The sequence below is a fragment of the Xanthomonas sp. WHRI 1810A genome (assembly GCF_040202885.1).
Lineage (GTDB): Bacteria > Pseudomonadota > Gammaproteobacteria > Pseudomonadales > Pseudomonadaceae > Aquipseudomonas.
Genome location: NZ_JBEGED010000003.1, coordinates 335,966 through 359,356, shown reverse-complemented (window position 1 = coordinate 359,356; position 23,391 = coordinate 335,966). Strand labels below are relative to the sequence as shown.

The following is a 23,391-nucleotide window of genomic DNA, read 5'->3' as shown; positions in this document are numbered from 1 at the left end:
GCGGTTATGCAAAATCTTTGTGGGAGCGGACCTGCCCGCTCCCACAGATGCCAAGTGCGGGAAGCTGCAGGTTCCCTAGTGAAACTGCGCGGCCAACTCCCGCAGCAGCGACTCTGCTTCGAGCACCTTGTGCACCACGTCATCAGCCTTTTCGCGCGTCAGCTCCAGGCGCTCAAAGAGATCATCCGGAATGCTTTCGACCGGGCCTGAACCGATGCCCTGTTTTTTCAACAGACTCACTGCCAGAAACACCAGGTTGGCGTAGGCCGCATTTTCGCCGTCGTAGTGCGGGTCGTGCTGGAAACGCAGCGCGGTGGAAAGTTCTTCGGGCATGTCCCAGTTGCGCATCAGCCACGAGCCAATCTGCTCACGCGTGATACCCAGCAGGTGCTGTTCCACAAAGCTGTGGTGCAGATGCGGGTTGACCTCGATCTGGCGGCAGATCAGCGAAAAGTGCGGCGGAAACACATGCGCCAGCAGCAGATAACCGAAGTTATGCAGCAGCCCGGCCAGATACGTCAGCCCACTCTCCGGACGCTTGGCGCGCGGCATTGCGCGGGTCAGGCCTTCGATGACGGCAGCGGTGTAGATCGACTGCTGCCAATACGGCGTTGCGTGCTGCGGATGATCCTTGGGCAGGCTCAGGGTTTTACCCAGCGCCAGGCCCAAGGCCAGGTTAATAACCAGATCGAAGCCCAATACCCGCACGATTGCGTCTTCAACCGATCGGATCTTGCCCGCAGAACCGTAATACGGCGAGGACGCCCAGCTGACCACTTGCGCGGCCAAAGAGGGGTCGGTTTCAACCACGCCGGTGATGTCATCAATGGTGGCATCCGGGTCGACGCGCAGTTTGATGATCTTCTGCGCGGTGTCGGCCAGTGGCGGAATCTCGACCGTCGCTTCCAGGCGCTGCTGAATGCGGCGAGCCGTGAAGTCCTGCATCGCCTTGTTGATTTCCTTGCGGTCGTCGTCCGGGCGCGTCAGGTTCGGTTGAACAGACGTCACAGGCTCGCCGAACCGCGCGGCACTGGCCTTGCTCAGCATGCTTCTGAAATCGTCGCTGGAGACTTCCAGCAGCAAACCCGGTTCGCCGGAGTCGATCAACAGCAGCGGCTCTTGAAGGATGCGTTCTTCATACAGACAAGGACAGCCGGTCAGTCCCAGTAACCCCGGCAGCATGCGCAGGTTGTGCTTGCCCAGCATCTGCTCGATGCGTTCCTGCGAAACAGCCTTCAATTGGCGGCCGGTCAGCTCGGTAAGCCGGTTGAGGTCCAGCAGATGGTTCTGAGGGAACAGAACGAGCAGGGTGCCCACGGAGTCGTCTACCAGTACGGCCTGCACCTTCTGCGCGGGCGGCCGGACTTTGTCGTCCAGGACTTCGCGGTAACTGATGGCCAGTTTGCCAAGCAACTGCCGGATCGCAGACGGGGTATCTGGGGTTACATCGACGTGGGCAACTTCTGTCATGGTATGGATCCAATTTCCTACAATCGTTGGAGTATAACCAGCTTAGTTGCTCGGCGTGTGAGGCTCTGGTGCAATGCGTTTACTGCTTCACACTTGGCCGTATTGCTGGCCATGTCGCAACCACCGCTCAAGCAGCGGACTGACGTGTTGGGGCCACCTTTCAAGCAGCGCCTGCGCCGCATCCCTCACGGCAGGTAGCAGATCGGCGTCGCGCATCAAATCGGCAACCTTGAATTGAAGCAGACCTGTCTGCCTTGTGCCGAGCATTTCACCGGGGCCGCGAAGTTCGAGGTCCTTCTCGGCGATCACAAACCCGTCGTTGGTCTCGCGCATGATCCCCAGACGCTGGCGGCCGATCTGCGACAGCGGCGGGTGATACAACAGCACGCAGTGGCTGGCCGCGCTGCCACGTCCAACCCGACCGCGCAACTGGTGCAACTGCGCCAGGCCCAGCCGCTCTGGGTTCTCGATGATCATCAGGCTGGCGTTGGGAACATCGACGCCCACTTCAATCACCGTCGTTGCGATCAATAACTGCAGCGCGCCTTGCTTGAACTCGGCCATCACCGCGGCTTTTTCAGCGGGCTTCATGCGGCCGTGGATCAAGCCTACGCGCAGCTCGCCCAGTGCGCTGGTCAATTCTTCAAACGTGGTTTCGGCCGCCTGGCACGTCAGCTCTTCGGATTCTTCGATCAGCGTGCACACCCAATACGCCTGACGGCCTTCGGCGCAGGCATTGCGTACACGTTCGACCACTTCAATGCGTCGGGTATCGACCACCAGTACGGTGTTAACGGGTGTACGACCGGGCGGCAATTCGTCGAGGATCGAGGTGTCGAGGTCCGCGTAAGCGCTCATGGCCAGCGTGCGCGGGATCGGCGTGGCGGTCATGATCAGCTGGTGCGGGCACATGCGACCGCCCACGCCTTTCTTGCGCAAGGCCAGCCGTTGCTGAACGCCGAAACGGTGCTGCTCGTCGATGATCACCAGTGCGAGGTTCTTGAACTGGACTTCGTCCTGAAACAGCGCGTGCGTGCCGACCACCATCTGCGCGCCACCGGCAATCTGTTCAAGCGAGGCCACGCGCGCCTTGCCTTTGAGCTTGCCTGCCAGCCAGGCGGTTTCGATACCCAGCGGCTCGAGCCAGCGCTTGAAGTTGATGAAGTGCTGCTCAGCCAGAATTTCGGTGGGCGCCATCAATGCCACCTGATAGCCCGCTTCCAGCGCCTGCAACGCAGCCAGCGCCGCGACGACGGTTTTCCCGGCGCCAACATCGCCCTGAATCAGGCGCAGCATCGGTTCGTGCTGACTGAGGTCGTAGGCGATTTCATTGCCCACCCGTTGCTGTGCGCCGGTTGGGGGGAAGCCGAGATTGGCCAGGAACTGCTTCGGCAGCTTTTTGGCCTTGGGCAGCGCCGGTGCACGCTGGGAGCGCAGACTTTCACGCAGCCGTTGCTGCGACAGTTGGTGGGTCAACAGCTCTTCGAACGCGAGTCGGTGTTGCGCCCAATGATGCCCCAGGGCCAGTTCGTCCACGTCGGCGTCGGCCGGCGGGTGGTGCAGGTAACAAATGGCTTCATCCAGCGGCGCCAACTGGTAATCGCGCGCCAGTTCTTCCGGCAGCCAGTCCGGCAGGCTCTGGGGGCCGAGCATCGCCAGGCTTTGTTGGCACAACTGGCGCAGGCGTTGCTGGGTCAGGCCTTCGGTGGTCGGGTAGATGGGGGTCAGGTTCTGGTCCACCGGCGGCGGCTCATCCCCGGTCAGCGCACGGTATTCGGGGTGGTAGATCTCCAGACCCGACGCACCGGGACGCGCCTCGCCATAGCAGCGAACGTGGGTGCCGCGTTTCAAGCCGTCCTTCTGCGCATTGCTGAAATGATAAAAACGCAGGCTCAGCACGCCGGTGCCGTCGCCGAGTCGGACCAACAGGCTGCGGCGTTTGCCCATCACCACATCGGCGCCGCTGACCACACCTTCGATCACTGCATCCTGCCCCGGCCGCAACTGGCCGATGGGCACCACACGGGTACGATCCTGATAGCGCAAGGGCAGGTGGAAAAGCACGTCCTGAATATTCTCCAGGCCGACCTTCGCCAGCTTTTCAGCCATGGCCTCGCCGACGCCCTTGAGCGCCGTCACCGAGACGTGGGACAGCTCCGTCATACCGCCTGCTTAACTCGCTTGTGCTTTGGGTTTGGCAACCGAGCACAGACGAATCGAATCAGCGAGGATTTCGATGGCTTTCGGCCGGGGGAAGCTGGCGCGCCAGGCAATGGCAACGGTGCGGAACGGCACGGGCGGCGAGAGTGGACGCACCTCGATCACGCCGGGTGCGTAGTGGTGGCTGTCGACGGCGGACATTGGCAGGATCGATACACCCAGTCCGGATGCCACCATGTGCCGGATGGTTTCCAGGGAGCTGGATTCCACGGTGGTGTGGCGTGCGCTGTCGCCGCCCTTGACCAGGGTTGGGCAGGCTTCCAGGACCTGATCGCGGAAGCAGTGACCTTCACCAAGCAGCAGCAGGCTCTTGTCATTGAGCGCCGAGGCATCAATGGTGGATTTTTGCGTCCACGGATGGTCAGCGGGCATCAGGACGTAGAACGGTTCGTCGTAGAGGGACAGCGTCAGCACGTCGGATTCGTTGAACGGCAGCGCGATAATGATCGCGTCCAGCTCACCGTTGCGCAGCTTGTCGCGCAGGACGTGGGTGAAGTTTTCTTCGATGTACAGCGGCATCTGCGGGGCGACCCGGTGCAGCTGCGGGATGAGGTGTGGAAACAGGTAAGGGCCAACGGTGTAGATCGCGCCAACTTTCAGTGGGGCGGTCAGTTGGTTTTTGCCGGTCTGGGCCAACTCACGGATGCCTTGCGCCTGTTCCAGCACTTTCTGCGCCTGAGCCACGATGCCCTCGCCGACGGGCGTCAGACGTACCGCACTCTTGCTGCGCTCGAAAATCAGCACACCGAGTTCATCTTCCAGCTTCTTGACGCCAACCGAGAGCGTGGGTTGGCTGACATGGCAGCGCTCGGCCGCATGGCCGAAATGCTGCTCTTGGGCGAGGGTGACGATGTAGCGCAATTCTGTAAGAGTCATAGCGTGCGTCCATGAAGTTGCGGCCCCAGCATAGCGGGTGCAATCGATAGACGCACGTTATCAACCCAGTCGGTGTAACAAAATCAAGATTTCAACGTTTATCCAGCGAATAAACGAAGGGTGCGACCACTTCCAGCGAACCGTTGTTGAGCAATTCGGCCGGCGGCTTGGGCAACGGCTGCGCACGGCGAATCATTTCCAGGGTCGCGCGATCCAGTGCCGGGCTGCCTGACGTGCCTGCGATTTCGTAGGAAAGCACGTTGCCGTCCTTGTCCACCACGAAGCGCAAGCGGTTGATGCCTTGCGTGCCGCGACGACGGGCGTCTTCCGGGTAGCGCTTGAATTTACTCAAGTGCCGCAACAGATCCCCTTGCCAGCTGGGCAGGGCATTGCTTGGCGGGCTTGGGGGGGCGACCTGGGGTGCGGCCGACTTTTCCGGCTTGGCGTTGGAAGGCGGCGTGTCCACCGGCTTTTCGTCGGCAGGCTTCTCTTCCTTCGGTGGCTCAACCTTCTTCACAGGCTTTGGCGGCTGCGGTTTTGGCTTGGGCTTCACCGGTTTGGGAACGACGATTTCCGGTTTTGGCGCCTCGACAATCGGCGGAATCGGCAGCGCCTCTTCCGGCGCAGGTGGTTGCGGTGGCTGCACGACCTTTGGCGGCGGTGGCGGCGCAGGTTCTGGAACGGGCGCCAGCTCAACCATCATGGCCGCCGGTGGCAGCTCGATGGCCTGAGAGGTCGGCCAGCGCAAAGCGACAATGATCGCAATGGCATGCACCGCCAGCACCAACAACAGACTACCGCTATAGCGCGTCAGTTTTTGGCGCGTACTGATCATTTCTTACCAACCGTCTCAAGACCGACCAGGCCGACTTTCAGGTACCCGGCCCCACGTAGCGCGTTCATGACTTCCATCAGATCGCCATAATCCACGCCTTTATCGGCCTGGAAGAAGATCGTCGTGTCTTTCTTGCCCTTGGTCTTGGCGTCCAGCGTCGGGCCGATCAGCTCGCGGGCCACTTTCTCGTCACCCAGGTACAGGCTCTGATCGGCTTTGACGCTGAGGAAAACCGGATTTTCGGGTCGGGGTGCGGGCTTGGCCGTGGACGCGGGCAGGTCGACTTTGATGTCCACCGTGGCCAGGGGTGCTGCCACCATGAAGATGATCAGCAGTACCAACATGACGTCGATAAACGGCGTGACGTTGATTTCGTGGTTTTCGGCGAGATCGTCGCCGCCTTCGTTCAGATGCAGGCCCATGGCTTACCCCATTTTTACCATGTGCGGCGACTGGCTGCGCTCGACGGCAGGCTGATGGTCCAGATCGCGGCTCACCAACAGCAACACGTGAGCGGAGGCATCGGACACTTGTGCCTTGTAGCCGGCAATGGAGCGGGCGAAGACGTTGTAGATGACCACCGCTGGAATCGCGGCAACCAGACCCAGCGCAGTGGCCAGCAGGGCTTCGGCGATGCCCGGTGCTACGACGGCGAGGTTGGTGGTTTGGGTTTTGGCGATGCCGATGAAGCTGTTCATGATGCCCCAGACAGTACCGAACAGGCCGACAAAGGGGGCGGTCGAGCCGATGGTCGCGAGGACGCCGGTGCCCATGCTCATGTTGCGGCCGCAGGCAGCGACCAGGCGCTCGAGGCGGAAGCTCACACGTTCCTTGATGCCCTCGCGTTCGCGAGCGTTGGCTGACAGGCGCATTTCTTCGAGGGCGTCATGGACCAGCAGATTGGCCAGGGTGCCTTGCTTGCTGGCACTGACACTGGCTTCATCGAGGGTGCGGGCTTTTTTCAGATTGGCGATCTCGCCGCGCAGACGGCGCTTGGCGCCCAGCAGTTCGAAGCCTTTGGAGATCCAGATGGTCCAGGTGATGATCGAGGCAATCGCCAGACCGATCATCACCGCTTTGACGACGATGTCCGCGTTTTGGTACATGCCCCAAGGCGACAGGTCGTGGGACATCCCCAGGCTGTTGTCTTCCGGCGCTGCATCAGCGGCTTCGACAGGGGCGGCAGGCTCTTGAACGGCCGGAGCGGCGCTGCTGTCAACTGGAGTAATGGCAGGCGCCGCCGATTGGGTGGCCGGTTGCGTCGGTGCAGTGGCGTCGGCCAGTGCGACCGGGGTCAGCATCAGGCTGAACAGGATTGCCGCGATACCGTGTAGAGCACGGGGCAGGCGTGAAAGCTTGATAAGCGAAGCGGAAGACTGAGTAGGTATCATGCTGACCGGACCTGAGATGAAAAATAGGTGTTCGTTCTGGAGGCGTCACGCTTGCACAGGGCGAGCGGAGGAGAACAAAGGGCCAGTATTATTGCAAGTAATTCTCGTTAACGAAAGTAACAGCGTCTCTTTTTTTCCTTTAGTCGCGTTCCGCCAGCCCCTTTTTGCGCCTCAGGCGCTTGATTTTTATCTTGATGTGGAGACCTCACATGCCAGCCCCTCGCATTTTGATTGCCGGTTGCGGCGATATCGGTAGCCGACTGGCATCGCAGCTGATGCCCCATGCCTGGACGATGTTCGGCTTGCGCCGTTCGGTAGGGCATCTGCCCAGCGGCGTTATTGGTGTCTGCGCCGACTTGTTTGACGCCAGCCTGCCTGCTCAATGGCCGGAAGGTCCGCTTGATTATCTGGTCTACTGCGCGACCCCGACCGAACGTGATGAAGCCGGCTACCGGGCCGCCTACGTGGACGGCTTGCGACACGTGCTGGACTGGACCCGGCGCAGCGGTCAGCGGCCCAAACGGTTGATTTTCGTCTCCAGCAGCAGTGTGTATGGTCAGCAGCAGGGCGAGTGGGTAGATGAAACGTCGCCCACGCACGCAGGCGGATTCTCCGGTGAGGTCATGCTCGCAGCCGAGCAGGTCGCGCTGCACAGTGGCTTCGCCGCCAGCGTTGTCAGGCTTACCGGTATCTACGGTCCGGGTCGCAGTGACCTGATGAATCGAGTACGCCAGGGCTACAGCGTGGCGGTCAGCCCGCCTTTATATGGCAACCGGATTCACGCTGACGATGCGGCCGGGCTTTTGGCATTTCTGCTCCAGTCGGACGCACAGGGTGTGCCGTTGGACGATTGCTACATCGGGGTCGACGACGCGCCTGACCCGTTGGCCGAGGTGGTGGACTGGATGCGACAGCGACTGGACGTCACTCAATGGTCGGACGAAACGAGCATTCGGCGAGCAGGCAGCAAGCGATGCAGCAACGCGCGGGCAAAAGCCCTGGGCTGGACGCCGCGCTATCCGAGTTATCGGGAAGGGTATGAAGCGATGCTTGAGGCGCAGGATTGAGTCGCTGACGGTAGGAGCGCGCTTGCCCGCGATATGGGCGATCTGTCCGACCAATGTTCATTGCCGGACAGATTAATCGCGGGCAAGCGCGCTCCTACAACGTCAAGCAGTGGCAGTTAGTTCTTCTGCAGTACCCACTGGCTGGCGCCTGGACGCAGGTCAGGCATTTCATCCGCCTTGGCATTGTTCACAGCCTGGAAAATCTCAAGCTGCTTGCCTTTGCGCACGAAAATCCACGGATTGCCCTTTTCGTTCTTCTCCAGCCACATGCTGTCGTATTCACCGCTCATGGCGGCACAGTCGCCCGCCAGACACAGCGCGAAACGGTCATTGTTCGGCAAGCCGGAAACGCTGCCGTCAGCCTGGAATTCAACCACGCTGCCTTGGCCCTCGCCTTGAACGATGGACCATTTGCCACCCAGGTAGGCGCTGTACAGTGCACGTTCGAAGCTGGTGCCGGGCTGAGCGCCAGCAGGCGCAGCCTCTTTAGGCGTGACGAAATGCTGCTCGGGGCCGGAGTCACTGGCTTTCTGAACCAACTGATCGCTGTCCATCGCCAGGTCTTCAAACGAGTTGCCATAGAAGTCTATGTGCAGCCTGCCTTCGGCAGCGCTGACAATCTTGCCTTCACTGAGCTCAAAGCCATTGGAAGCGGTGGCTTTGCCTGACTTGGTATCGACGTTCCATTCCAGATTGGGCCCGTGGGTCAGCAACGCCTGACGGAGATTTCCGCCTTCAGCGGCGGCGTCGATAGCGGTTTGATTGATCCAGGTACCGTCGGGATTGCGGTTGGAGTGGCTGGCGCAGCCGCTTAACAGTACAGCCAGCAGCGAGAGGGCGAACGCAACGCGCATAAACGGAGTCCTTCTGCTCAGAGGGGTGGCGGAGCGAGAAATGCTCCGCGAGGGATTTAATCGATGACGAGAATGGCGTCCATCTCGACCATGGCGCCTTTTGGCAGCGCGGCAACGCCGATCGCGGCACGGGCCGGATACGGTTGCTGGAAGTATTTGCCCATGATTTCGTTGACCGTGGCGAAATGGCTCAGGTCAGTCAGGAAGATGTTGAGTTTGACGATGTCCTTGAACGAGCCGCCGGCCGCTTCAGCCACCGACTTGAGGTTTTCGAAAACCTGCACGGTTTGGGCCTCGAAGCCTTCTACCAGCTCCATGGTCTGCGGATCGAGCGGGATCTGTCCGGACATGTAGACAGTGTTGCCAGCCTTGATCGCCTGAGAATAAGGGCCGATGGCGGCAGGCGCCTTGTCGCTGTTGATAACGGTCTTGCTCATGAAGAACTCCTGTTGTCGGGGGTGGCTACGCGCGCATGCGGGTGATGCGGATCACCCCGGCCAAGGCACGCAGCTTTCTGATCACGCGGGCCAGGTGCACGCGGTCGTGCACACTGACCACCAGTTGGACGACGCTGATGCGACCATCACGTTCGTCCATGCTGATTTTCTCGATGTTGCCGTCGGCGGCGTTGACGCTGCTGGCCAGCAGCGCGATCAGGCCGCGTTGATGTTCCAGCTCGACGCGCAGCTCGACATTGAATTCGCCGGTGACGTCCTTGGCCCAGGACAGCTGGATGCATTTCTCGGGGTTGTGGCGCAGTTCGCTGATGTTCCGGCAGTTGTCCAGGTGGACGACCATGCCCTTGCCTGCGGACAAATGACCCACGATCGGATCACCCGGGATAGGGGTGCAGCACTTGGCGTAGCTCAACACCAGGCCTTCGGTGCCACGGATCGCCAAGGGGCCTTCGGCGTTGGGCAGTTCTTCGCCTTCGCTGGCAAGCAGGCGGCGGGCCACGACATACGCCATGCGATTGCCCAGGCCGATGTCTTCGAGGAGGTCTTCGATGACCTCGACCCGGTACTCGGCGAGGATCAATTGCACGCGCTCTGCCGGAATCTTTTCCAGCGTGGTTTCAAAACCGTTCAGCACCTTGTTCAGCAGGCGCTCACCGAGGCTGATGGATTCAGAGCGGCGCTGCAGTTTAAGCGCGTGGCGAATGTGCGTGCGCGCCTTGCCGGTGACCACAAAGTTCAGCCAGGCCGGGTTGGGGCGCGCGCCGGGAGCGCTGACGATTTCCACCGTGGAGCCGCTTTGCAACGGTTCAGACAGCGGGGCCAATCGACGATTGATCCGACAGGCGATGCAGCTGTTGCCCACGTCGGTGTGCACGGCGTAGGCGAAGTCGACCGCGGTGGAGCCTTTTGGCAGCTCCATGATCCGGCCTTTCGGGGTGAAGACGTACACTTCATCCGGGAACAGGTCGATCTTGACGCTCTCGATGAACTCCAGCGAGTTACCCGCACGCTGCTGCATTTCCAGCACGCCCTTGACCCACTGACGGGCCCGGGCGTGGGTGCCTTTTGGCTGTTCATCACCGGAAGACTTGTACAGCCAGTGCGCCGCGATCCCGTTGTTCGCCATTTCTTCCATTTCGCGTGTACGAATCTGGATTTCAATGGGTACGCCGTGCATGCCGAACAAGGTCGTATGCAGCGACTGATAGCCGTTGGCTTTGGGGATAGCGATGTAGTCCTTGAACCGGCCCGGCAGCGGTTTGTACAAATTATGAACAGCGCCGAGCACGCGATAGCAGGTATCGACCTTGTCGACGATGATCCGGAACGCATACACGTCCATGATCTCGTTGAAGGCCCGGCGCTTGCCGCGCATCTTTTTGTAGATGCCGTACAGATGCTTCTGCCGCCCGCTGACTTCCCCTTCGATGCCATCCACTGCCAGGCAATGGCTCAGGGATTCCTCGATCTTGTTGACCAGTTCCTTGCGATTGCCCCGGGCGCGCTTGACGGCCTGGCCGATGCGCGAGGAACGCATCGGGTACATCGCCTTGAAACCCAGGTCTTCGAACTCAATGCGCACGCTGTGCATGCCCAGCCGATTGGCGATGGGTGCATAGATTTCGAGGGTTTCCTTGGCAATGCGGCGACGCTTTTCGCCGGATAAGACTTCCAGCGTGCGCATGTTGTGCAGGCGGTCTGCAAGCTTGACCAGAATGACGCGAATGTCGCGCGCCATGGCCATGGCCATTTTCTGGAAGTTTTCCGCTTGCGCTTCAGCTTTGGTCTCGAAGTTCATCTGGGTCAGTTTGCTGACCCCATCGACCAACTCGGCCACCGTTTCGCCGAACTGCGCACTGAGCGCTTCCTTGGCGATGCCGGTGTCTTCGATCACGTCATGCAGCATGGCAGCCATCAGGCTCTGATGGTCCATGTGCATGTCGGCAAGAATATTAGCCACCGCCAGCGGATGCGTGACGTAAGGCTCGCCGCTGCGACGGCGTTGGCCGTCGTGGGCTTGTTCGGCGTAGAAATACGCCCGGCGGACCAGATTGACCTGGTCTTTGCCGAGGTAGGCCGAGAGGCGATCGGCGAGGGCGTCTATGCTCGGCATGATAATGAGTCCTGCCGATCACTATGACCCTGCGCCGTACTGCGTCGCCCTGGCATAGGCTTAAACGGCCTCGGCTGACTCGTCTTCGAATGCTGCGAACAGTGGTTCATCTTCAACGATTTCGGCTTCTGCAATTACAGCGTAATCCATCAGGCCGGCAGCGATTTCGCGCAATGCCATGACGGTAGGCTTGTCATTTTCCCACGCCAGCTTGGGTTCTTTGCCGCCGGTTGCCAGTTGACGAGCACGCTTGGTAGAGAGCATGACCAGCTCAAAGCGGTTATCCACGTGGTCTAGGCAGTCTTCAACGGTTACGCGGGCCATGGGTATTCCTCGTAGCAAATGCGATATGCGCGTTGCCCGGATGGGCGAGCGGACTCGACAGTCTAAAAAATCACCAGCGTTTAGGGAAGCGCTGATTTCGCTGCCGCCCAATCTGTAGGAGTGAACCTGTTCGCGAAGCCGTGTTTCTGGGATCTCGCTTCACGGGATTCGCCAACAAGTTGGCTCCTGCAGAAGTTACGCCAACAGCTGCGCCAGCAATTCGCCGAAGCGCTGTTGCTGGTGGTTCTGGCTCAGCAAGTTGGCGCGGAAGATGGCCTTGAGGTCTTCCAGCGCGCTGGCGAAATCATCGTTGATCACGATGTAATCGTATTCCACGTAGTGGCTCATCTCGCTGACCGCCTCACGCATGCGGCCCTCGATGATTTCGTCGCTGTCCTGGCCACGATTGGTCAGGCGCTGGCGCAATGCCTGCTGGGTCGGCGGCAGAATGAAGATCGAGCGAGCCTGGGGCATCCATTTTCGCACCTGCGCCGCACCCTGCCAGTCGATTTCCAGAATCAGGTCGTGGCCTTCATCCAGTGTCTGCTGCAGCTTGCTCTGGGACGTGCCGTACAGGTTGCCGAAGACTTCGGCCTGCTCGAGAAAGTCGCCGTGTTCAATCATGCGCACGAATTCGGCGCGTTCGACGAAGTGGTAGTTCACGCCGTCCACTTCGCCTGGGCGCATGGCGCGCGTGGTGTGGGACACCGAGACGCGGATCTGCGGCTGAGCGTTGGTCAGGGCATTGACCAGGCTGGTCTTGCCTGCGCCCGAGGGGGCGGAAATGATGTACAGGGTGCCGGTGCTGTGGGTCATGTCGAGGTTGGCCTTACTCAATGTTCTGCACTTGTTCGCGCATCTGCTCGATCAACACCTTGAGGTTGACCGCTGCCTGAGTGCTGCGAGGATCGAAGGCTTTGGAGCCCAGTGTGTTGGCTTCGCGGTTGAGTTCCTGCATCAGGAAGTCAAGGCGGCGCCCGGCTTGTCCGCCGGTTTTCAGTACGCGGCGCACTTCGGTGACATGGGTGCTGAGCCGATCAAGCTCTTCGGCGACGTCGCTCTTCTGCGCCAGCAGCACCATTTCCTGCTCCAGCCGCTGCGGATCGAGTTCGGCCTTCATGTCGGTGAAGCGGTCGAGCACCTTTTGCCGTTGGGTCGCGAGCATCTGTGGCACCAATGTGCGCAACGTCGTGACTTCGGTCTTGATCGCCGCCAGCCGCTCGTCGAGAAGTTTTGCCAGCTCTTCGCCTTCGCGCCCGCGACCGGCCTTGAGCTCCTCCAGCGCCGTGGTGAAGAGTGCCATGGCTTCATTGTTCAAGGCTTGCGGGTCAGTTGCATCGGCGACCAGCACACCAGGCCACGCCAGCACTTCCAGCGGATTCAACGCGGCAGGCTGCTTGATCAGGCTGGCGACGATCTCCGCGGCGGCGACCAACTGACTGGCGCGCTCGCGATCAACCTGAAGCGGCTTGCCTGCGGTTTCTTCTGTGAAGCGCAAGGTGCATTCGACCTTGCCCCGAGACAGTCCCTGACGCAGCGCCTCGCGCACAGCGCCCTCCAGGTCACGAAAGGATTCCGGCAGGCGCAGATGGGGTTCGAGGTAGCGGTGGTTAACCGAGCGCAATTCCCAGCTCAACGTGCCTTGGGTGCCGGCGCGCTCGGCTCGGGCGAAGGCAGTCATGCTATGCACCATGGGAGTTACCTCAATAGTCAGGCGGTGAAAAAGCGTGCACCGGGCGGTGTATTGCCCAGTGGGAGTCGTGAAAGATCGACCGGCTTTAAAGGCGCAGGATTGTAGCGCAGTGCGGCGATTGCGCCCAAATATGGCAAGTTTGAAGCGATGCATGGTGCCCCGGCGAGCCGCACCTTGGTAGCAGTTTTCCGGTCGAGCACGCTGCCAATGGTCATCGACCTCGGATTAGATGTGCCCAGTGTCGGTTGTCGCCTCTATAATGCTCGGCAGTTTTCCGTCTCAGTACAGGTATCCCAGATGAAACGTCCAAGTGGTCGCGCTGCCGATCAGCTCCGCTCGATCCGCATCACCCGCAACTACACCAAACACGCCGAGGGTTCTGTGCTGGTCGAGTTCGGTGACACGAAAGTGATCTGCACCGTCAGCGTCGAAAACGGCGTACCGCGCTTTCTCAAAGGCCAGGGCCAGGGTTGGTTGACGGCCGAGTACGGCATGCTGCCACGCGCCACCGGCGAGCGTAACCAGCGAGAAGCCAGCCGCGGCAAGCAGGGCGGTCGTACCCTGGAGATTCAGCGTCTGATTGGTCGCTCACTGCGTGCCGCACTGGACATGTCCAAGCTTGGCGACGTCACGCTGTATGTCGATTGCGACGTCATTCAAGCGGACGGCGGTACGCGCACTGCCTCCATCACAGGCGCCATGGTTGCCCTGGCGGACGCGCTGAAAGTGATCAAAAAGCGTGGTGGCCTTAAGGGTGGCGATCCGCTCAAGCAAATGATCGCTGCCGTTTCGGTGGGCATGTATCAAGGCGAGCCCGTGCTGGATCTGGATTATCTGGAAGATTCCGCTGCCGAGACCGACCTGAACGTCGTCATGACCAGCGCCGGCGGCTTCATCGAAGTGCAGGGCACGGCTGAAGGCGCTCCCTTCCAGCCGGAAGAGCTCAATGCAATGCTGGCGTTGGCGCAGAAAGGCATGACCGAGTTGTTTGAGTTGCAGACGGCTGCACTGGCCGACTGATTCCATCCATCAGCACAGGGAACGCACGATGATGACAGTCAACCTCCGCTTCCATTGCCGGGTAAGGAAGCGCGCCAATGGGCGATGCTCTGTCACTTTGCGGCGTTCTTCGGCCTGATATTCCCGTTCGGTAATTTGCTGGGGCCGCTGATTGTGTGGCAGCTCAAGAAAGAAACCGATGCGTTCATCGATGCGCAGGGCAAGGAAGCCCTGAATTTCCAGATCACCGTTTCCATCGCCGCGATGATCTGCTTTCTGCTGATGATCGTGGTGATCGGCTTTCCGTTGTTGATGCTGGTGGGGGTGGGTGCGCTGGTGCTCACCATCATCGCGGGCATCAAGGCCAATGACGGTTTGGCGTACCGCTATCCGTTCACCTGGCGGCTGGTGAAATAGTCGGCGCAGTGTAAACAGCGCACAAAACAAAGCCGACGAGAAGTCGGCTTTTTTGTGGGCGATTGAACGTTAGATCGTCAACGTCCAGTCGTAGTCCACGATCAGCGGTGCATGCTGGGAAAAGCGTGGCTGACGGGGCAGGCGCGCACTGCGCACGAAGCGACGCAGGCCTGGGGTCAGCAACTGATAATCGAACCGCCAGCCCAGATTGAGCATCTCGGCCTGTTCGTTATCGGGCCACCAGCTGTACTGATCGCCTTCGCGACTGACTTCTCGCAGCGCATCCACATAACCCATGTTGCCAACGATCTCATCCATCCAGGCGCGTTCTGGCGCCAGGAAGCCCGGAGACTGCTGGCTGTCACGCCAGTTTTTGATGTCCAGCTTCTGCTGCGCAACGTAGAGCGAGCCACAATAAATGTACTCGCGACGTTTACGCCGCTGCTTGTCGAGGTACTTGCCGAAATCGTCCATGAGCTTGAATTTCTGATTCAAGTCTTCATCGCCGTTCATCCCGGAGGGAAGCAGCAAGGTGGCAATACTGACTTTGTCGAAATCTGCTTGCAGGTAACGCCCGTAACGGTCGGCTGTTTCAAACCCCAGACCGTTGATAACCGCCTTTGGCTGCAACCGCGAGTACAAAGCCACGCCGCCTTGTGCGGGCACTTCAGCCTCGCAGGCATAAAGGAAGTAGCCATCCAGTTGGAAGGCTGGGTCGTCCAGTTCGAAGGCGGAGGCGCGGGTGTCCTGAAGGCAGATGACGTCGGCATTCTGAGCTTGCAGCCAACTGAGCAAACCACGCTCGACTGCGGCTTGAATGCCATTTACGTTCACACTGATGATCCGCATAAATGGCCCCAAAAATCACGTGCGTGTATGATACCCGAGCTCTACCTAATTAGCTAAATCCGTGGTATTCGGGGCTTTTTTCATGCAGGCGTATCAACGCGATTTCATTCGTTTTGCCATCGAACGTGGGGTTCTGCGTTTCGGTGCGTTCACGTTAAAGTCTGGACGCACCAGTCCTTACTTCTTCAATGCCGGTCTTTTCAACAGCGGTTCGGCCCTGGCGCAGCTGGGTCGCTTCTATGCGTCGGCTGTGGTTGAAAGTGGTATTTCCTTCGACGTCCTGTTTGGGCCGGCGTACAAGGGTATTCCCTTGGCGGCCGCGACAGCCGTGGCATTGGCCGAACATCATGATCGCGACTTGCCGTGGTGTTTCAACCGCAAGGAAGCCAAGGATCACGGTGAAGGTGGCAGCCTCGTTGGCGCTGCGCTGGAAGGCAATGTGCTGATCATCGATGATGTGATCACTGCCGGTACGGCGATTCGTGAGGTCATGCAGATCATCAATCACCACGGCGCCACAGCCGCCGGGGTGTTGATTGCCTTGAATCGCCAAGAGCGCGGAAACGGTGAGCTGTCGGCCATTCAAGAGGTCGAGCGTGACTTCGGCATGGCCGTGGTCAGCATCGTGTCGCTTGATCAGGTGCTCGAATACCTGGCCGACAATCCGCAACTCAAGCAGCATTTGCCCGCCGTTGAAGCATACCGGGCTCAGTACGGCATCTGAGCCGCCAGAGGATGTCGTTTTATGCTCAAGCTGGGCGCAGTCGTTTTTTGTCTTTCGCTGGGCAATATCGCAACGCTACAGGCCGCTGATAGCCCGACCGTCGTGCTGTATCGCTACGTTGACGGTCGTGGCGTGACCGTGCTGGACACGCAAGGTGTGCCGCCAGAATACGTGGGCAAGGGCTATGAGGTCTTGAATCAGCGTGGCCGGGTGATTCAGGTGATTCCACCTGCGCCGACCGCCGATGAAATTCGTCAGGCACAGGCGGCGAAATTGCAGGCCGACGCCGATGCCCAACTCACGCATCTCTACAGCAGTGTCCCCGACATCGATCGCGCCAGAACGCGCCGCCTTGCCGAGCTCGACGCCTTGATCGCCGTGGCCCGAGGTAACCTCCAGGCCCTGGCGCTTCAGCAGTCCACGCTTCAGGGGCAGGCGGCTGATCAAGAGCGTGCGGGGCGGCAAGTGCCCAAGGCTTTGCTGGACCAGATGGACGACCTGCGCGATCAGCAGAAAAACCTGAACGACGATATCGTGCGCTATCAAACGGCGCGACAGCAGGCCGATGCAGCCTTTGCCAAGGACCGTGCCCGGTTGCAAAAGCTCGTTGGGCAGTAGTTGCCGGCGAACGGCCTACGCATCCACTATCTGAACAGGCACGGTCTCGAGCCCCAGGTTTCGTGCAACTTCCAGTCGGTGATTACCATCAACCACCGAGTAGAGCCCGTGAGAGGGCGGTCGCACCTTGATCGGCGGCAAGTGTTGACCTTCCATAATGGCCTCGCGCACGTTGGACAGTCGGTCCGAGGATAAATGGCTGCGCCCGGCGAGCAGTTCGTCGAGCTTCACCTGTCTGATCTGCTCCTCAATAGCTGGCGGCACCTTCCAGGTCCCAAGGGTCTGATGGTTGTAGTGCCGAGAGAAGTACACCTTCGCGTCCGTGAACAAATCCTGAAAAATCTTTTCGTCTACCACGTGCAGGACAAGGCTCTTGCGGCCAGTGCTTGTTTCGTAAAGGAATACGGGCGCGCCCTCTTTCAGCCACATCTCAATCGTCTCAAGCTGACCGGCATCTGCGGCGATGCCATGCTTTTCCAGAACCGCGCCAACATCGGCCGTAGCTTCAATGGCCTCACCCATTTTCCCGCTGTTGGAACTGGTTATCGGACTGGCCATTGCGCCTCGCCCAGACAACGCATAGCCCGGCTGGCCGTTGATACGCCGCGGTGGAGTGAAGGAGCTTTTCTGAACCAGGCGGGGGCCGAAGGGCAACCCAGTGCCGGGCGTGATCAGGTAATGAGCGCTACCCGTGCCGGACGACTGCCTCGGGATTGTGCGAAAAGGAACGTGCGTCAAGCCGTTCACCTGTCCCAGCGCATCGAATGCACCAAGCGGGCGCCATGCCCCGGGCGCTGACACAGAAGGAATGCTGGCGATGAGGTTGTAGCCACTGGCCCTGCCGGCGACGCTGTTTACGTACCTTTTCATTCGAGTGGCAAGCGTGTGGAGCGCTTGCACGCCTATGGCCCCAGCGCCCAAGGTTCGGGTGATCAAGCCGCTGCCGAAGGCTGGCAGCGCGGAAACGAGGAGTGTTGGTCCGTAACGCACACGCCCGTAAAGCAAGGCCGAGTTCGTCAGCGCCCCGAATTTCGGCAGCGCCCCGAGTATTGCCAATTGACCCGTCTTGATCGTTATCTGCACCGCCCCTCGCAAAAACTTGAACGCCGGTCCGATAAGGGGCACGCCCTCTAATGCGCAGATGGCCAAAGGCGTCTCGTTGGTCATTATCGCATTGGTACAGGCCAAACCAGGCACAAGTGGTTCGAGGGCACGTAGTACCAGTGGATAGGTCGCTTCAATCACTTCGGAATACGTTCGTTGGCGGTGACGCTCGCGACTGTCTTGCGGATTGAAGAATACGTGTTCGTTGGCCACGGCAAACGCAATGTGCTTTAAGCGAATCGACGTCAGCAGAACTGGCTCCGCTTCGCCCGGAGCGCCAGGTGAGGCAAAATCAAGAATTTTTTCACTGATGACCAGCGAGCTCTGGGCAGGTCGCGGGACTGCCAATGTTTGATAGGCGCTCCAGTCGATTGCCACCTGAGTGCCTGCCGTTATCTTAAGCGCGGAGGGCAAAATTGATGGGTACTCCGCGGGGCGAGTTGTAGGAATCGCCAGTTTAGCGTGACGCACGAACAGTCCGAGAATGGGGAACATCTCGTAGAAAAAAGTATCTCCCAGGTGTTGGCACTCGATGATGAAACCGAATCGACCTCGCTTTTGAACCCGGTGCTGCTCCTTTTCCGAGCCCGCCAGCTTGCCCGTCCAAATGCGTAGCGTGTGGATACTGACCCGACCATTTTGCAGCGCTTTTCTATCGCTCCGGGGCAGTCTCGACAGCAGGTTTTCGATGAGAAAGGCGTAGCCCGACTTCGCCTTAGCCTCGTAGGTGTCAAACGCGGCCTCAAACATCGCGGGTATGTCTATGCCTCTTAACATGTTCGCGATGATGCTGAATTTCTGATTGGCCTCCTCCTGTTCATGAAGTGAAGCAAAGGGTTGGTATTCGTCCATCCCATTGATCATTTTTCCTGCGGAGAAAACGTCGATCAGCAGAAACGGACCAACGGACTTTTGTGGGGACGGATTTTTGAGCGTGATATAAATCTGTTTCCAAAGGGACGCACCATGCATGTCTTTGTACTGCAGGAACTGCGCGTAGTTGACCCCAAATAGCGCTTGCAGCTTTTTGTACGCTATCTTGCTGCGATCCGGTGCCTCACGTGTCACATCTTCCACTGCCTTGGTCGCCTGCGTCAGGTGGTTGTCCAGCGCTCGGGTAGCGATTTGCAGTTCCGTCGGCGATCCACTGCTCCCAGCGGCGGGTTGTAAAATCCCATGAGCGCGGGCCCAGATGACGCATGGCAGCGCTCGCATGGCGGCGATAAGTTTCAGCTCATCATCAGCGGCGCGTTTGCCAAGTTTCAACGGCAGTTCGATCAACTCATCGAACGTCAGCGTCATTAGCGACCCAGGTTGAAGCGTATTCGCCAGGGCGACGCCGTGAGCGAAATTCACCCAAGGCGCGGAGCCGTACTGCATGTCTTCATCGACGTCATGAACCATGAAGTCGGGGATGGCCGGCCCCAGGATGTGCAACGCCATCTCCGGGATATCTGTTTTTGACGACACCGCTGCCATGAGTCGCGCGCGGCGTTGGGGATACGTCAGTCCCCAATTGTCAGGGCCTTGCAGGTCGCAATCGGCGACGTGGCCTTCCTGCTGCCGCCCAGGCGGGTCCAGCTCCAGCATGAGGGCTGCCCAGACCAGTTGTTGCCGAATCGCGGGATCGGTGATCTCGCCATCCTCACCGCCGTACCATTCAAGCGCCCACAGAAGCTCCTCGGCCAACTGATCGGCAATTGTAGAAGTGAGCATGGCGTCCAGGGTGTCATCCAGCGTTTTTCTGCTCGGCCCCGCATTGCCGGGCGACACGGCCAGAGCCGTCAGGTGCGGTGATGCCAGCAATGACAGGAGGGTCCGAGCCGGCGCGACAGCCTCTGATTGTGCGATGACGCGCCGCAGTAAAAACCGCTCGACCGTGCTCACGACAGTGTCCAGGTCCTCGCGCCTCAACAGGCCGTCCACCCGGTAAGGCAGTATCGTGAAACGAGTCCGGTCAGCTTCGCTGGCGTCAGCGTCAGAGTGCTGCGAAGCCGGCAGCAGCACCCACTCTTTACTGTCTGCCTGATACTGCGGATGCCAATCACTGAGCACCGGCCTAGAGGCGTGCTCGCCAGATTGGCTTGTGCCGTTATGTTGCTCAATTGAATGCGGCGAGACGATGTTATAGCGGAATTTATCGGGATCGAACTGCACTTCAAACACACGGCCGTCGAGCTTAATGAAGAACAGACCTTCAATGTCATGCACGCCGTCGAAAGGGCCTACACCTTCAAGTACGGCTTGGTCCGTCAGGGATTGCGACGAGACAAAGGAATCCAGCCGTTCGGGCGCTATCGGCGCGGGAAGGTCTGGCGGGGTGCCCGGAAGAAGAAAGTCCAGGGCGTCTTCCGTAGCCTGGGGCTGCGGTGAGTGGGTAGTGGGCAACGACATCAGAAATTCTCAAGTTTTAATCGAGAATCCACGTTGCACGAAGCGCAGCGGAGCGACTGTCATTGATGTCGAAACCTGAGGTGGGAAGGGTCCGAACGCTCCGTGGGCAATCCTGAAAAATGCCCAAAAAAAGGCCCCGTCCGTTAAGCGGACGAGGCCTTGGTCATGTGGCTGCGATCAGTGACGCTTGCGATTGCTGATCAAGGTGCCTACGCCGGTGTCGGTGAAGATCTCGAGCAACACTGCGTTCGGTACGCGGCCGTCAATGATGTGCGACGTTGTCACCCCACCCTGAACGGCCTCCAGCGCGCATTTGATCTTCGGCAGCATGCCGCCGTAGATCGTGCCGTCGGCGATCAGCCCATTGACCTGTTCCGTCGTGAGCCCGGTCAGGACCTCGCCATTCTTGTCCATAAGCCCGGCGATATTGGTCAGGAGCATCAGCTTCTCGGCTTTCAGGGCCTCGGCGACTTTGCCCGCGACCAGGTCGGCGTTGATGTTGTAGGACTCACCGTCGGCGCCTACGCCGATAGGCGCAATGACCGGAATGAAATCGCCTTTGACCAGCATGTTCAGCAGGTCGGTGTTGATGCCGACCACTTCACCGACCTGGCCGATGTCGATGATTTCCGGCTTGGTCATCTCAGGCGTCTGGCGCGTCACAGTCAGACGCCGGGCCCGGATCAGGTTGGCGTCCTTGCCGGTCAGGCCGATGGCGCTGCCGCCGTGACGGTTGATCAGATTGACGATCTCCTTGTTGACCTGGCCGCCCAGCACCATTTCCACCACATCCATGGTCTGGGCGTCAGTGACGCGCATGCCATCGATGAAGTGGCTCTCGATCGACAAGCGTTTGAGCAGATCACCGATTTGCGGACCCCCGCCGTGCACCACCACCGGGTTGATGCCTACAGCTTTCATTAACACGATGTCGCGCGCGAAGCCGGTTTTCAGCTCCTCGCTCTCCATGGCGTTGCCGCCGTATTTGATGACCAATGTCTTGCCGACAAACCGTCGGATGTAAGGCAAGGCTTCGGAAAGGACCTTGGCGGCATTGGTGGCGGCATCACGTTCGAGGGTCATTTGGGCTCCACTCAAAAAGGTTGATCAAAAAGGAAGTTCGAGATCCGGTGCAACTTTTTTCAGCTCAGCATGGAACACGTCCTTGATGCGCTGCAGCTCTTCTTCGGTTTCAGCTTCGAAGCGCAATACCAGCACGGGGGTGGTGTTGGAAGCGCGTACCAGGCCCCAGCCTTTCGGATAGTCCACGCGCACGCCATCAATGGTGGTCAGCTTGGCATCGCCCCACTGTGCGTCTTTTTCCAGCGCTTCGATGATTGTGAACTTGGTGACGTCGGTGACCTTGATGTTGATTTCAGGCGTCGAGATGTCGTTGGGGAAGGTCTCGAACAGGTCTTCGGCGCTCTGGGATTCCTGGCTGAGGATTTCCAGCAGGCGGGCCGCGCTGTAGATGCCGTCGTCGAAGCCGAACCAGCGCTCCTTGAAGAAGATGTGGCCGCTCATCTCGCCAGCCAGCAGCGCACCGCTTTTCTTCATTTCCTTTTTGATCAAGGAATGGCCGGTCTTCCACATGACCGGACGACCGCCATGTTGGCTGATCAGCGGCGTCAGGCGGCGGGTGCATTTGACGTCGAAGATGATGTCGGCACCCGGGTTGCGCTTCAGCACGTCCAGGGCGAACAGCATCAGCAAACGGTCGGGGTAAACCACGTTGCCCTTGTTGGTCACAACGCCCACGCGGTCACCGTCGCCATCGAAGGCCAAGCCCAGATCGGCGCCGGTCTCATTGACCTTGGCGATCAGGTCCTGAAGGTTTTCCAGCTTGCCCGGATCCGGGTGGTGGTTGGGGAAGTTACCGTCGACTTCAGAGAACAGCGAAATGACTTCGCAGCCCAGCGCTTCGATCAGTTGTGGGGCGATGACGCCTGCAGCGCCGTTGCCGCAATCCACCACGACCTTGAGTTTGCGGGCCAGGACGATGTCGTCCTTGATCTGGGCGAAGTAGCGTTCAAGGATATTGACCTGAACGATACTGCCTTTTGCCTCGGGCAGATTGTTGGTTTTAATACGGTCGTGCAGGGCCTGGATCTGCTCGTTGGCGAGCGTGTCGCCTGCGATGACGATCTTGAACCCGTTGTAGTCTTTCGGGTTGTGGCTACCGGTCAGCATCACGCCGGTTTTACCTGCCAGCACGTTGGCGGCGTAGTAAAGCGCGGGGGTTGGCACAAGGCCTACGTCGCTGACGTGACAGCCCGCATCGTGCAGGCCTTGAATCAGTTGTTGAACCAGCTCCGGCCCGGAAAGGCGGCCGTCACGGCCGACGGAGACGTGCGGTTCGCCCTGCTCGATGCTTTGGGAGCCGATGGCGCGGCCTATCCAGTAAGCGGTTTCAGCGCTGAGCGTGTCCCCGACTACACCGCGAATGTCGTACGCGCGGAAGATGCTGTCGGGAAATTGAGGGGCTGTTGAGGCTGTGCTGTTCATGGCGTGAGGATGCTCCGATCTCAGGAAGTCCAGGTTTTCGTCGAGAATGTCGATGTCGAGAATGTCGGTGTCTTGAAACAGCAGATCGGTCCGTTCGGCGCTGAAGGCGTCGGTTGGCGATGGCGTATCACTGCTTGTAGTAGAACCAGCGGATGTTACTGGCTGATTGCGTTGCGAGAATCTGGCAAGGCTTTGGGCAAGTCCGTTCAGGGCAGGCAAGCTTAAACCGAAGGATTTGACGGCTTTTCCTCCGGAGAGTTCGTGTATGAGCTGATCCAGTTGTCGGGCGTCAGCGGCGACCCGGCGTTTCAGCGCGCTTTCGTTCAGATACAGACCCAATAAAACGCCACCCAGCGCGACCAGCGCAGCTACGGCCAGCATCCAGTACGCAGGCGAGCTGTGCAGTGCGGGGCCGGGGGTGAATTGCAGTTTCCAGTTGGCGTAGCCGGTGTCAAAGCTCTGCGCTGAGCTGCCGTCGCC

General features: G+C 59.6%; 20 protein-coding genes and 1 pseudogene. 5 read left to right on the top strand and 16 right to left on the bottom strand.

What is annotated here, in order from left to right:
- Positions 1-75: 75 nt before the first annotated feature.
- The 6 genes from ABQX22_RS07715 to exbB form a co-directional block, all read right to left on the bottom strand.
- Positions 76-1,470, bottom strand: coding sequence for an aminoacyl-tRNA deacylase and HDOD domain-containing protein (locus ABQX22_RS07715; protein ID WP_349798115.1), 1,395 nt, complete (start codon positions 1,468-1,470; stop codon positions 76-78).
- Positions 1,471-1,557: 87 nt separating this feature from the next.
- Positions 1,558-3,633, bottom strand: coding sequence for an ATP-dependent DNA helicase RecG (recG, locus tag ABQX22_RS07710; RefSeq protein WP_349798113.1), 2,076 nt, complete (start codon positions 3,631-3,633; stop codon positions 1,558-1,560).
- Between the two features lie 9 nt (positions 3,634-3,642).
- Positions 3,643-4,566, bottom strand: coding sequence for a hydrogen peroxide-inducible genes activator (locus ABQX22_RS07705; protein WP_349798111.1), 924 nt, complete (start codon positions 4,564-4,566; stop codon positions 3,643-3,645).
- 91 nt (positions 4,567-4,657) lie between these two features.
- Entirely contained in the window at positions 4,658-5,401 is a 744-nt protein-coding gene (locus tag ABQX22_RS07700; protein ID WP_349798109.1) for an energy transducer TonB, read from the bottom strand.
- A complete protein-coding gene (gene exbD / locus ABQX22_RS07695) occupies positions 5,398-5,823 on the bottom strand; it encodes a TonB system transport protein ExbD (protein WP_349798107.1) in 426 nt (141 codons plus the stop codon). The genes ABQX22_RS07700 and exbD overlap by 4 nt, the downstream gene beginning before the upstream one ends.
- 3 nt (positions 5,824-5,826) lie before the next feature.
- The gene (gene exbB / locus ABQX22_RS07690) at positions 5,827-6,792 is read right to left on the bottom strand and encodes a tonB-system energizer ExbB (RefSeq protein ID WP_349798105.1); all 966 of its coding nucleotides are present in this window, start codon (positions 6,790-6,792) and stop codon (positions 5,827-5,829) included.
- 209 nt (positions 6,793-7,001) lie between these two features.
- On the opposite strand from exbB, the gene ABQX22_RS07685 reads away from it, so the two are divergent.
- Positions 7,002-7,859: an SDR family oxidoreductase gene (locus ABQX22_RS07685; protein ID WP_349798103.1), complete on the top strand. Its 858-nt coding sequence runs from the start codon at positions 7,002-7,004 to the stop codon at positions 7,857-7,859.
- A 116-nt stretch (positions 7,860-7,975) separates the two neighbouring features.
- On the opposite strand, the gene ABQX22_RS07680 is transcribed toward ABQX22_RS07685, so the two are convergent.
- The 6 genes and pseudogenes from ABQX22_RS07680 to ABQX22_RS07655 form a co-directional block, all read right to left on the bottom strand.
- Positions 7,976-8,713 carry a hypothetical protein gene (locus tag ABQX22_RS07680; protein ID WP_349798101.1) on the bottom strand — a complete coding sequence of 246 codons (738 nt, stop codon included), beginning with the start codon at positions 8,711-8,713 and terminating at the stop codon, positions 7,976-7,978.
- Between the two features lie 56 nt (positions 8,714-8,769).
- Entirely contained in the window at positions 8,770-9,150 is a 381-nt protein-coding gene (locus tag ABQX22_RS07675; protein WP_349798099.1) for a RidA family protein, read from the bottom strand.
- Between the two features lie 25 nt (positions 9,151-9,175).
- Positions 9,176-11,284: a bifunctional GTP diphosphokinase/guanosine-3',5'-bis pyrophosphate 3'-pyrophosphohydrolase gene (spoT, locus tag ABQX22_RS07670; protein WP_349798097.1), complete on the bottom strand. Its 2,109-nt coding sequence runs from the start codon at positions 11,282-11,284 to the stop codon at positions 9,176-9,178.
- A 105-nt stretch (positions 11,285-11,389) separates the two neighbouring features.
- Positions 11,390-11,608 (bottom strand): annotated as a pseudogene (rpoZ, locus tag ABQX22_RS07665) (DNA-directed RNA polymerase subunit omega); the annotation flags it as partial.
- A 195-nt stretch (positions 11,609-11,803) separates the two neighbouring features.
- Positions 11,804-12,424, bottom strand: coding sequence for a guanylate kinase (gene gmk / locus ABQX22_RS07660; RefSeq protein WP_349798158.1), 621 nt, complete (start codon positions 12,422-12,424; stop codon positions 11,804-11,806).
- A 13-nt stretch (positions 12,425-12,437) separates the two neighbouring features.
- On the bottom strand, positions 12,438-13,289 hold the full coding sequence (locus ABQX22_RS07655; RefSeq protein ID WP_349798093.1) for a YicC/YloC family endoribonuclease: 852 nt from the start codon (positions 13,287-13,289) through the stop codon (positions 12,438-12,440).
- Between the two features lie 309 nt (positions 13,290-13,598).
- Between ABQX22_RS07655 and rph the strand changes: the two genes are divergently transcribed.
- Both rph and ABQX22_RS07645 read left to right on the top strand, forming a co-directional pair.
- Positions 13,599-14,321, top strand: coding sequence for a ribonuclease PH (gene rph / locus ABQX22_RS07650; RefSeq protein ID WP_111754311.1), 723 nt, complete (start codon positions 13,599-13,601; stop codon positions 14,319-14,321).
- 84 nt (positions 14,322-14,405) lie between these two features.
- Entirely contained in the window at positions 14,406-14,717 is a 312-nt protein-coding gene (locus ABQX22_RS07645; protein WP_349798091.1) for a DUF4870 domain-containing protein, read from the top strand.
- 69 nt (positions 14,718-14,786) lie between these two features.
- Here ABQX22_RS07645 and ABQX22_RS07640 read toward each other — a convergent pair whose 3' ends face one another.
- Positions 14,787-15,566 (bottom strand): exodeoxyribonuclease III, encoded by a 780-nt coding sequence (locus tag ABQX22_RS07640; RefSeq protein ID WP_065988229.1) that lies wholly within the window; start codon positions 15,564-15,566, stop codon positions 14,787-14,789.
- 82 nt (positions 15,567-15,648) lie between these two features.
- On the opposite strand from ABQX22_RS07640, the gene pyrE reads away from it, so the two are divergent.
- The gene (gene pyrE, locus ABQX22_RS07635; protein WP_349798088.1) at positions 15,649-16,290 is read left to right on the top strand and encodes an orotate phosphoribosyltransferase; all 642 of its coding nucleotides are present in this window, start codon (positions 15,649-15,651) and stop codon (positions 16,288-16,290) included.
- A 21-nt stretch (positions 16,291-16,311) separates the two neighbouring features.
- On the top strand, positions 16,312-16,908 hold the full coding sequence (locus tag ABQX22_RS07630; RefSeq protein WP_349798087.1) for a hypothetical protein: 597 nt from the start codon (positions 16,312-16,314) through the stop codon (positions 16,906-16,908).
- A 15-nt stretch (positions 16,909-16,923) separates the two neighbouring features.
- Here ABQX22_RS07630 and ABQX22_RS07625 read toward each other — a convergent pair whose 3' ends face one another.
- The 3 genes from ABQX22_RS07625 to ABQX22_RS07615 all read right to left on the bottom strand — a co-directional run bounded on the left by ABQX22_RS07625 (position 16,924) and on the right by ABQX22_RS07615 (position 22,911).
- Positions 16,924-20,406, bottom strand: coding sequence for a ParB/RepB/Spo0J family partition protein (locus ABQX22_RS07625; protein ID WP_349798085.1), 3,483 nt, complete (start codon positions 20,404-20,406; stop codon positions 16,924-16,926).
- Positions 20,407-20,583: 177 nt separating this feature from the next.
- Positions 20,584-21,489 carry an acetylglutamate kinase gene (gene argB, locus ABQX22_RS07620; RefSeq protein ID WP_349798083.1) on the bottom strand — a complete coding sequence of 302 codons (906 nt, stop codon included), beginning with the start codon at positions 21,487-21,489 and terminating at the stop codon, positions 20,584-20,586.
- 24 nt (positions 21,490-21,513) lie between these two features.
- Positions 21,514-22,911 (bottom strand): phosphomannomutase/phosphoglucomutase, encoded by a 1,398-nt coding sequence (locus tag ABQX22_RS07615; protein ID WP_349798156.1) that lies wholly within the window; start codon positions 22,909-22,911, stop codon positions 21,514-21,516.
- Positions 22,912-23,391: the final 480 nt, after the last annotated feature.

Excerpts from the sequence above, each read along its gene's own strand:
- ABQX22_RS07715 (WP_349798115.1), bottom strand. The coding sequence starts at position 1,470 with ATGACAGAAGTTGCCCACGTCGATGTAACCCCAGATACCCCGTCTGCG.
- recG (WP_349798113.1), bottom strand. The coding sequence starts at position 3,633 with ATGACGGAGCTGTCCCACGTCTCGGTGACGGCGCTCAAGGGCGTCGGC.
- ABQX22_RS07705 (WP_349798111.1), bottom strand. The coding sequence starts at position 4,566 with ATGACTCTTACAGAATTGCGCTACATCGTCACCCTCGCCCAAGAGCAG.
- ABQX22_RS07700 (WP_349798109.1), bottom strand. The coding sequence starts at position 5,401 with ATGATCAGTACGCGCCAAAAACTGACGCGCTATAGCGGTAGTCTGTTG.
- exbD (WP_349798107.1), bottom strand. The coding sequence starts at position 5,823 with ATGGGCCTGCATCTGAACGAAGGCGGCGACGATCTCGCCGAAAACCAC.
- exbB (WP_349798105.1), bottom strand. The coding sequence starts at position 6,792 with ATGATACCTACTCAGTCTTCCGCTTCGCTTATCAAGCTTTCACGCCTG.
- ABQX22_RS07685 (WP_349798103.1), top strand. The coding sequence starts at position 7,002 with ATGCCAGCCCCTCGCATTTTGATTGCCGGTTGCGGCGATATCGGTAGC.
- ABQX22_RS07680 (WP_349798101.1), bottom strand. The coding sequence starts at position 8,713 with ATGCGCGTTGCGTTCGCCCTCTCGCTGCTGGCTGTACTGTTAAGCGGC.
- ABQX22_RS07675 (WP_349798099.1), bottom strand. The coding sequence starts at position 9,150 with ATGAGCAAGACCGTTATCAACAGCGACAAGGCGCCTGCCGCCATCGGC.
- spoT (WP_349798097.1), bottom strand. The coding sequence starts at position 11,284 with ATGCCGAGCATAGACGCCCTCGCCGATCGCCTCTCGGCCTACCTCGGC.
- gmk (WP_349798158.1), bottom strand. The coding sequence starts at position 12,424 with ATGACCCACAGCACCGGCACCCTGTACATCATTTCCGCCCCCTCGGGC.
- ABQX22_RS07655 (WP_349798093.1), bottom strand. The coding sequence starts at position 13,289 with ATGACTGCCTTCGCCCGAGCCGAGCGCGCCGGCACCCAAGGCACGTTG.
- rph (WP_111754311.1), top strand. The coding sequence starts at position 13,599 with ATGAAACGTCCAAGTGGTCGCGCTGCCGATCAGCTCCGCTCGATCCGC.
- ABQX22_RS07645 (WP_349798091.1), top strand. The coding sequence starts at position 14,406 with ATGCTCTGTCACTTTGCGGCGTTCTTCGGCCTGATATTCCCGTTCGGT.
- ABQX22_RS07640 (WP_065988229.1), bottom strand. The coding sequence starts at position 15,566 with ATGCGGATCATCAGTGTGAACGTAAATGGCATTCAAGCCGCAGTCGAG.
- pyrE (WP_349798088.1), top strand. The coding sequence starts at position 15,649 with ATGCAGGCGTATCAACGCGATTTCATTCGTTTTGCCATCGAACGTGGG.
- ABQX22_RS07630 (WP_349798087.1), top strand. The coding sequence starts at position 16,312 with ATGCTCAAGCTGGGCGCAGTCGTTTTTTGTCTTTCGCTGGGCAATATC.
- ABQX22_RS07625 (WP_349798085.1), bottom strand. The coding sequence starts at position 20,406 with ATGTCGTTGCCCACTACCCACTCACCGCAGCCCCAGGCTACGGAAGAC.
- argB (WP_349798083.1), bottom strand. The coding sequence starts at position 21,489 with ATGACCCTCGAACGTGATGCCGCCACCAATGCCGCCAAGGTCCTTTCC.
- ABQX22_RS07615 (WP_349798156.1), bottom strand. The coding sequence starts at position 22,911 with ATGAACAGCACAGCCTCAACAGCCCCTCAATTTCCCGACAGCATCTTC.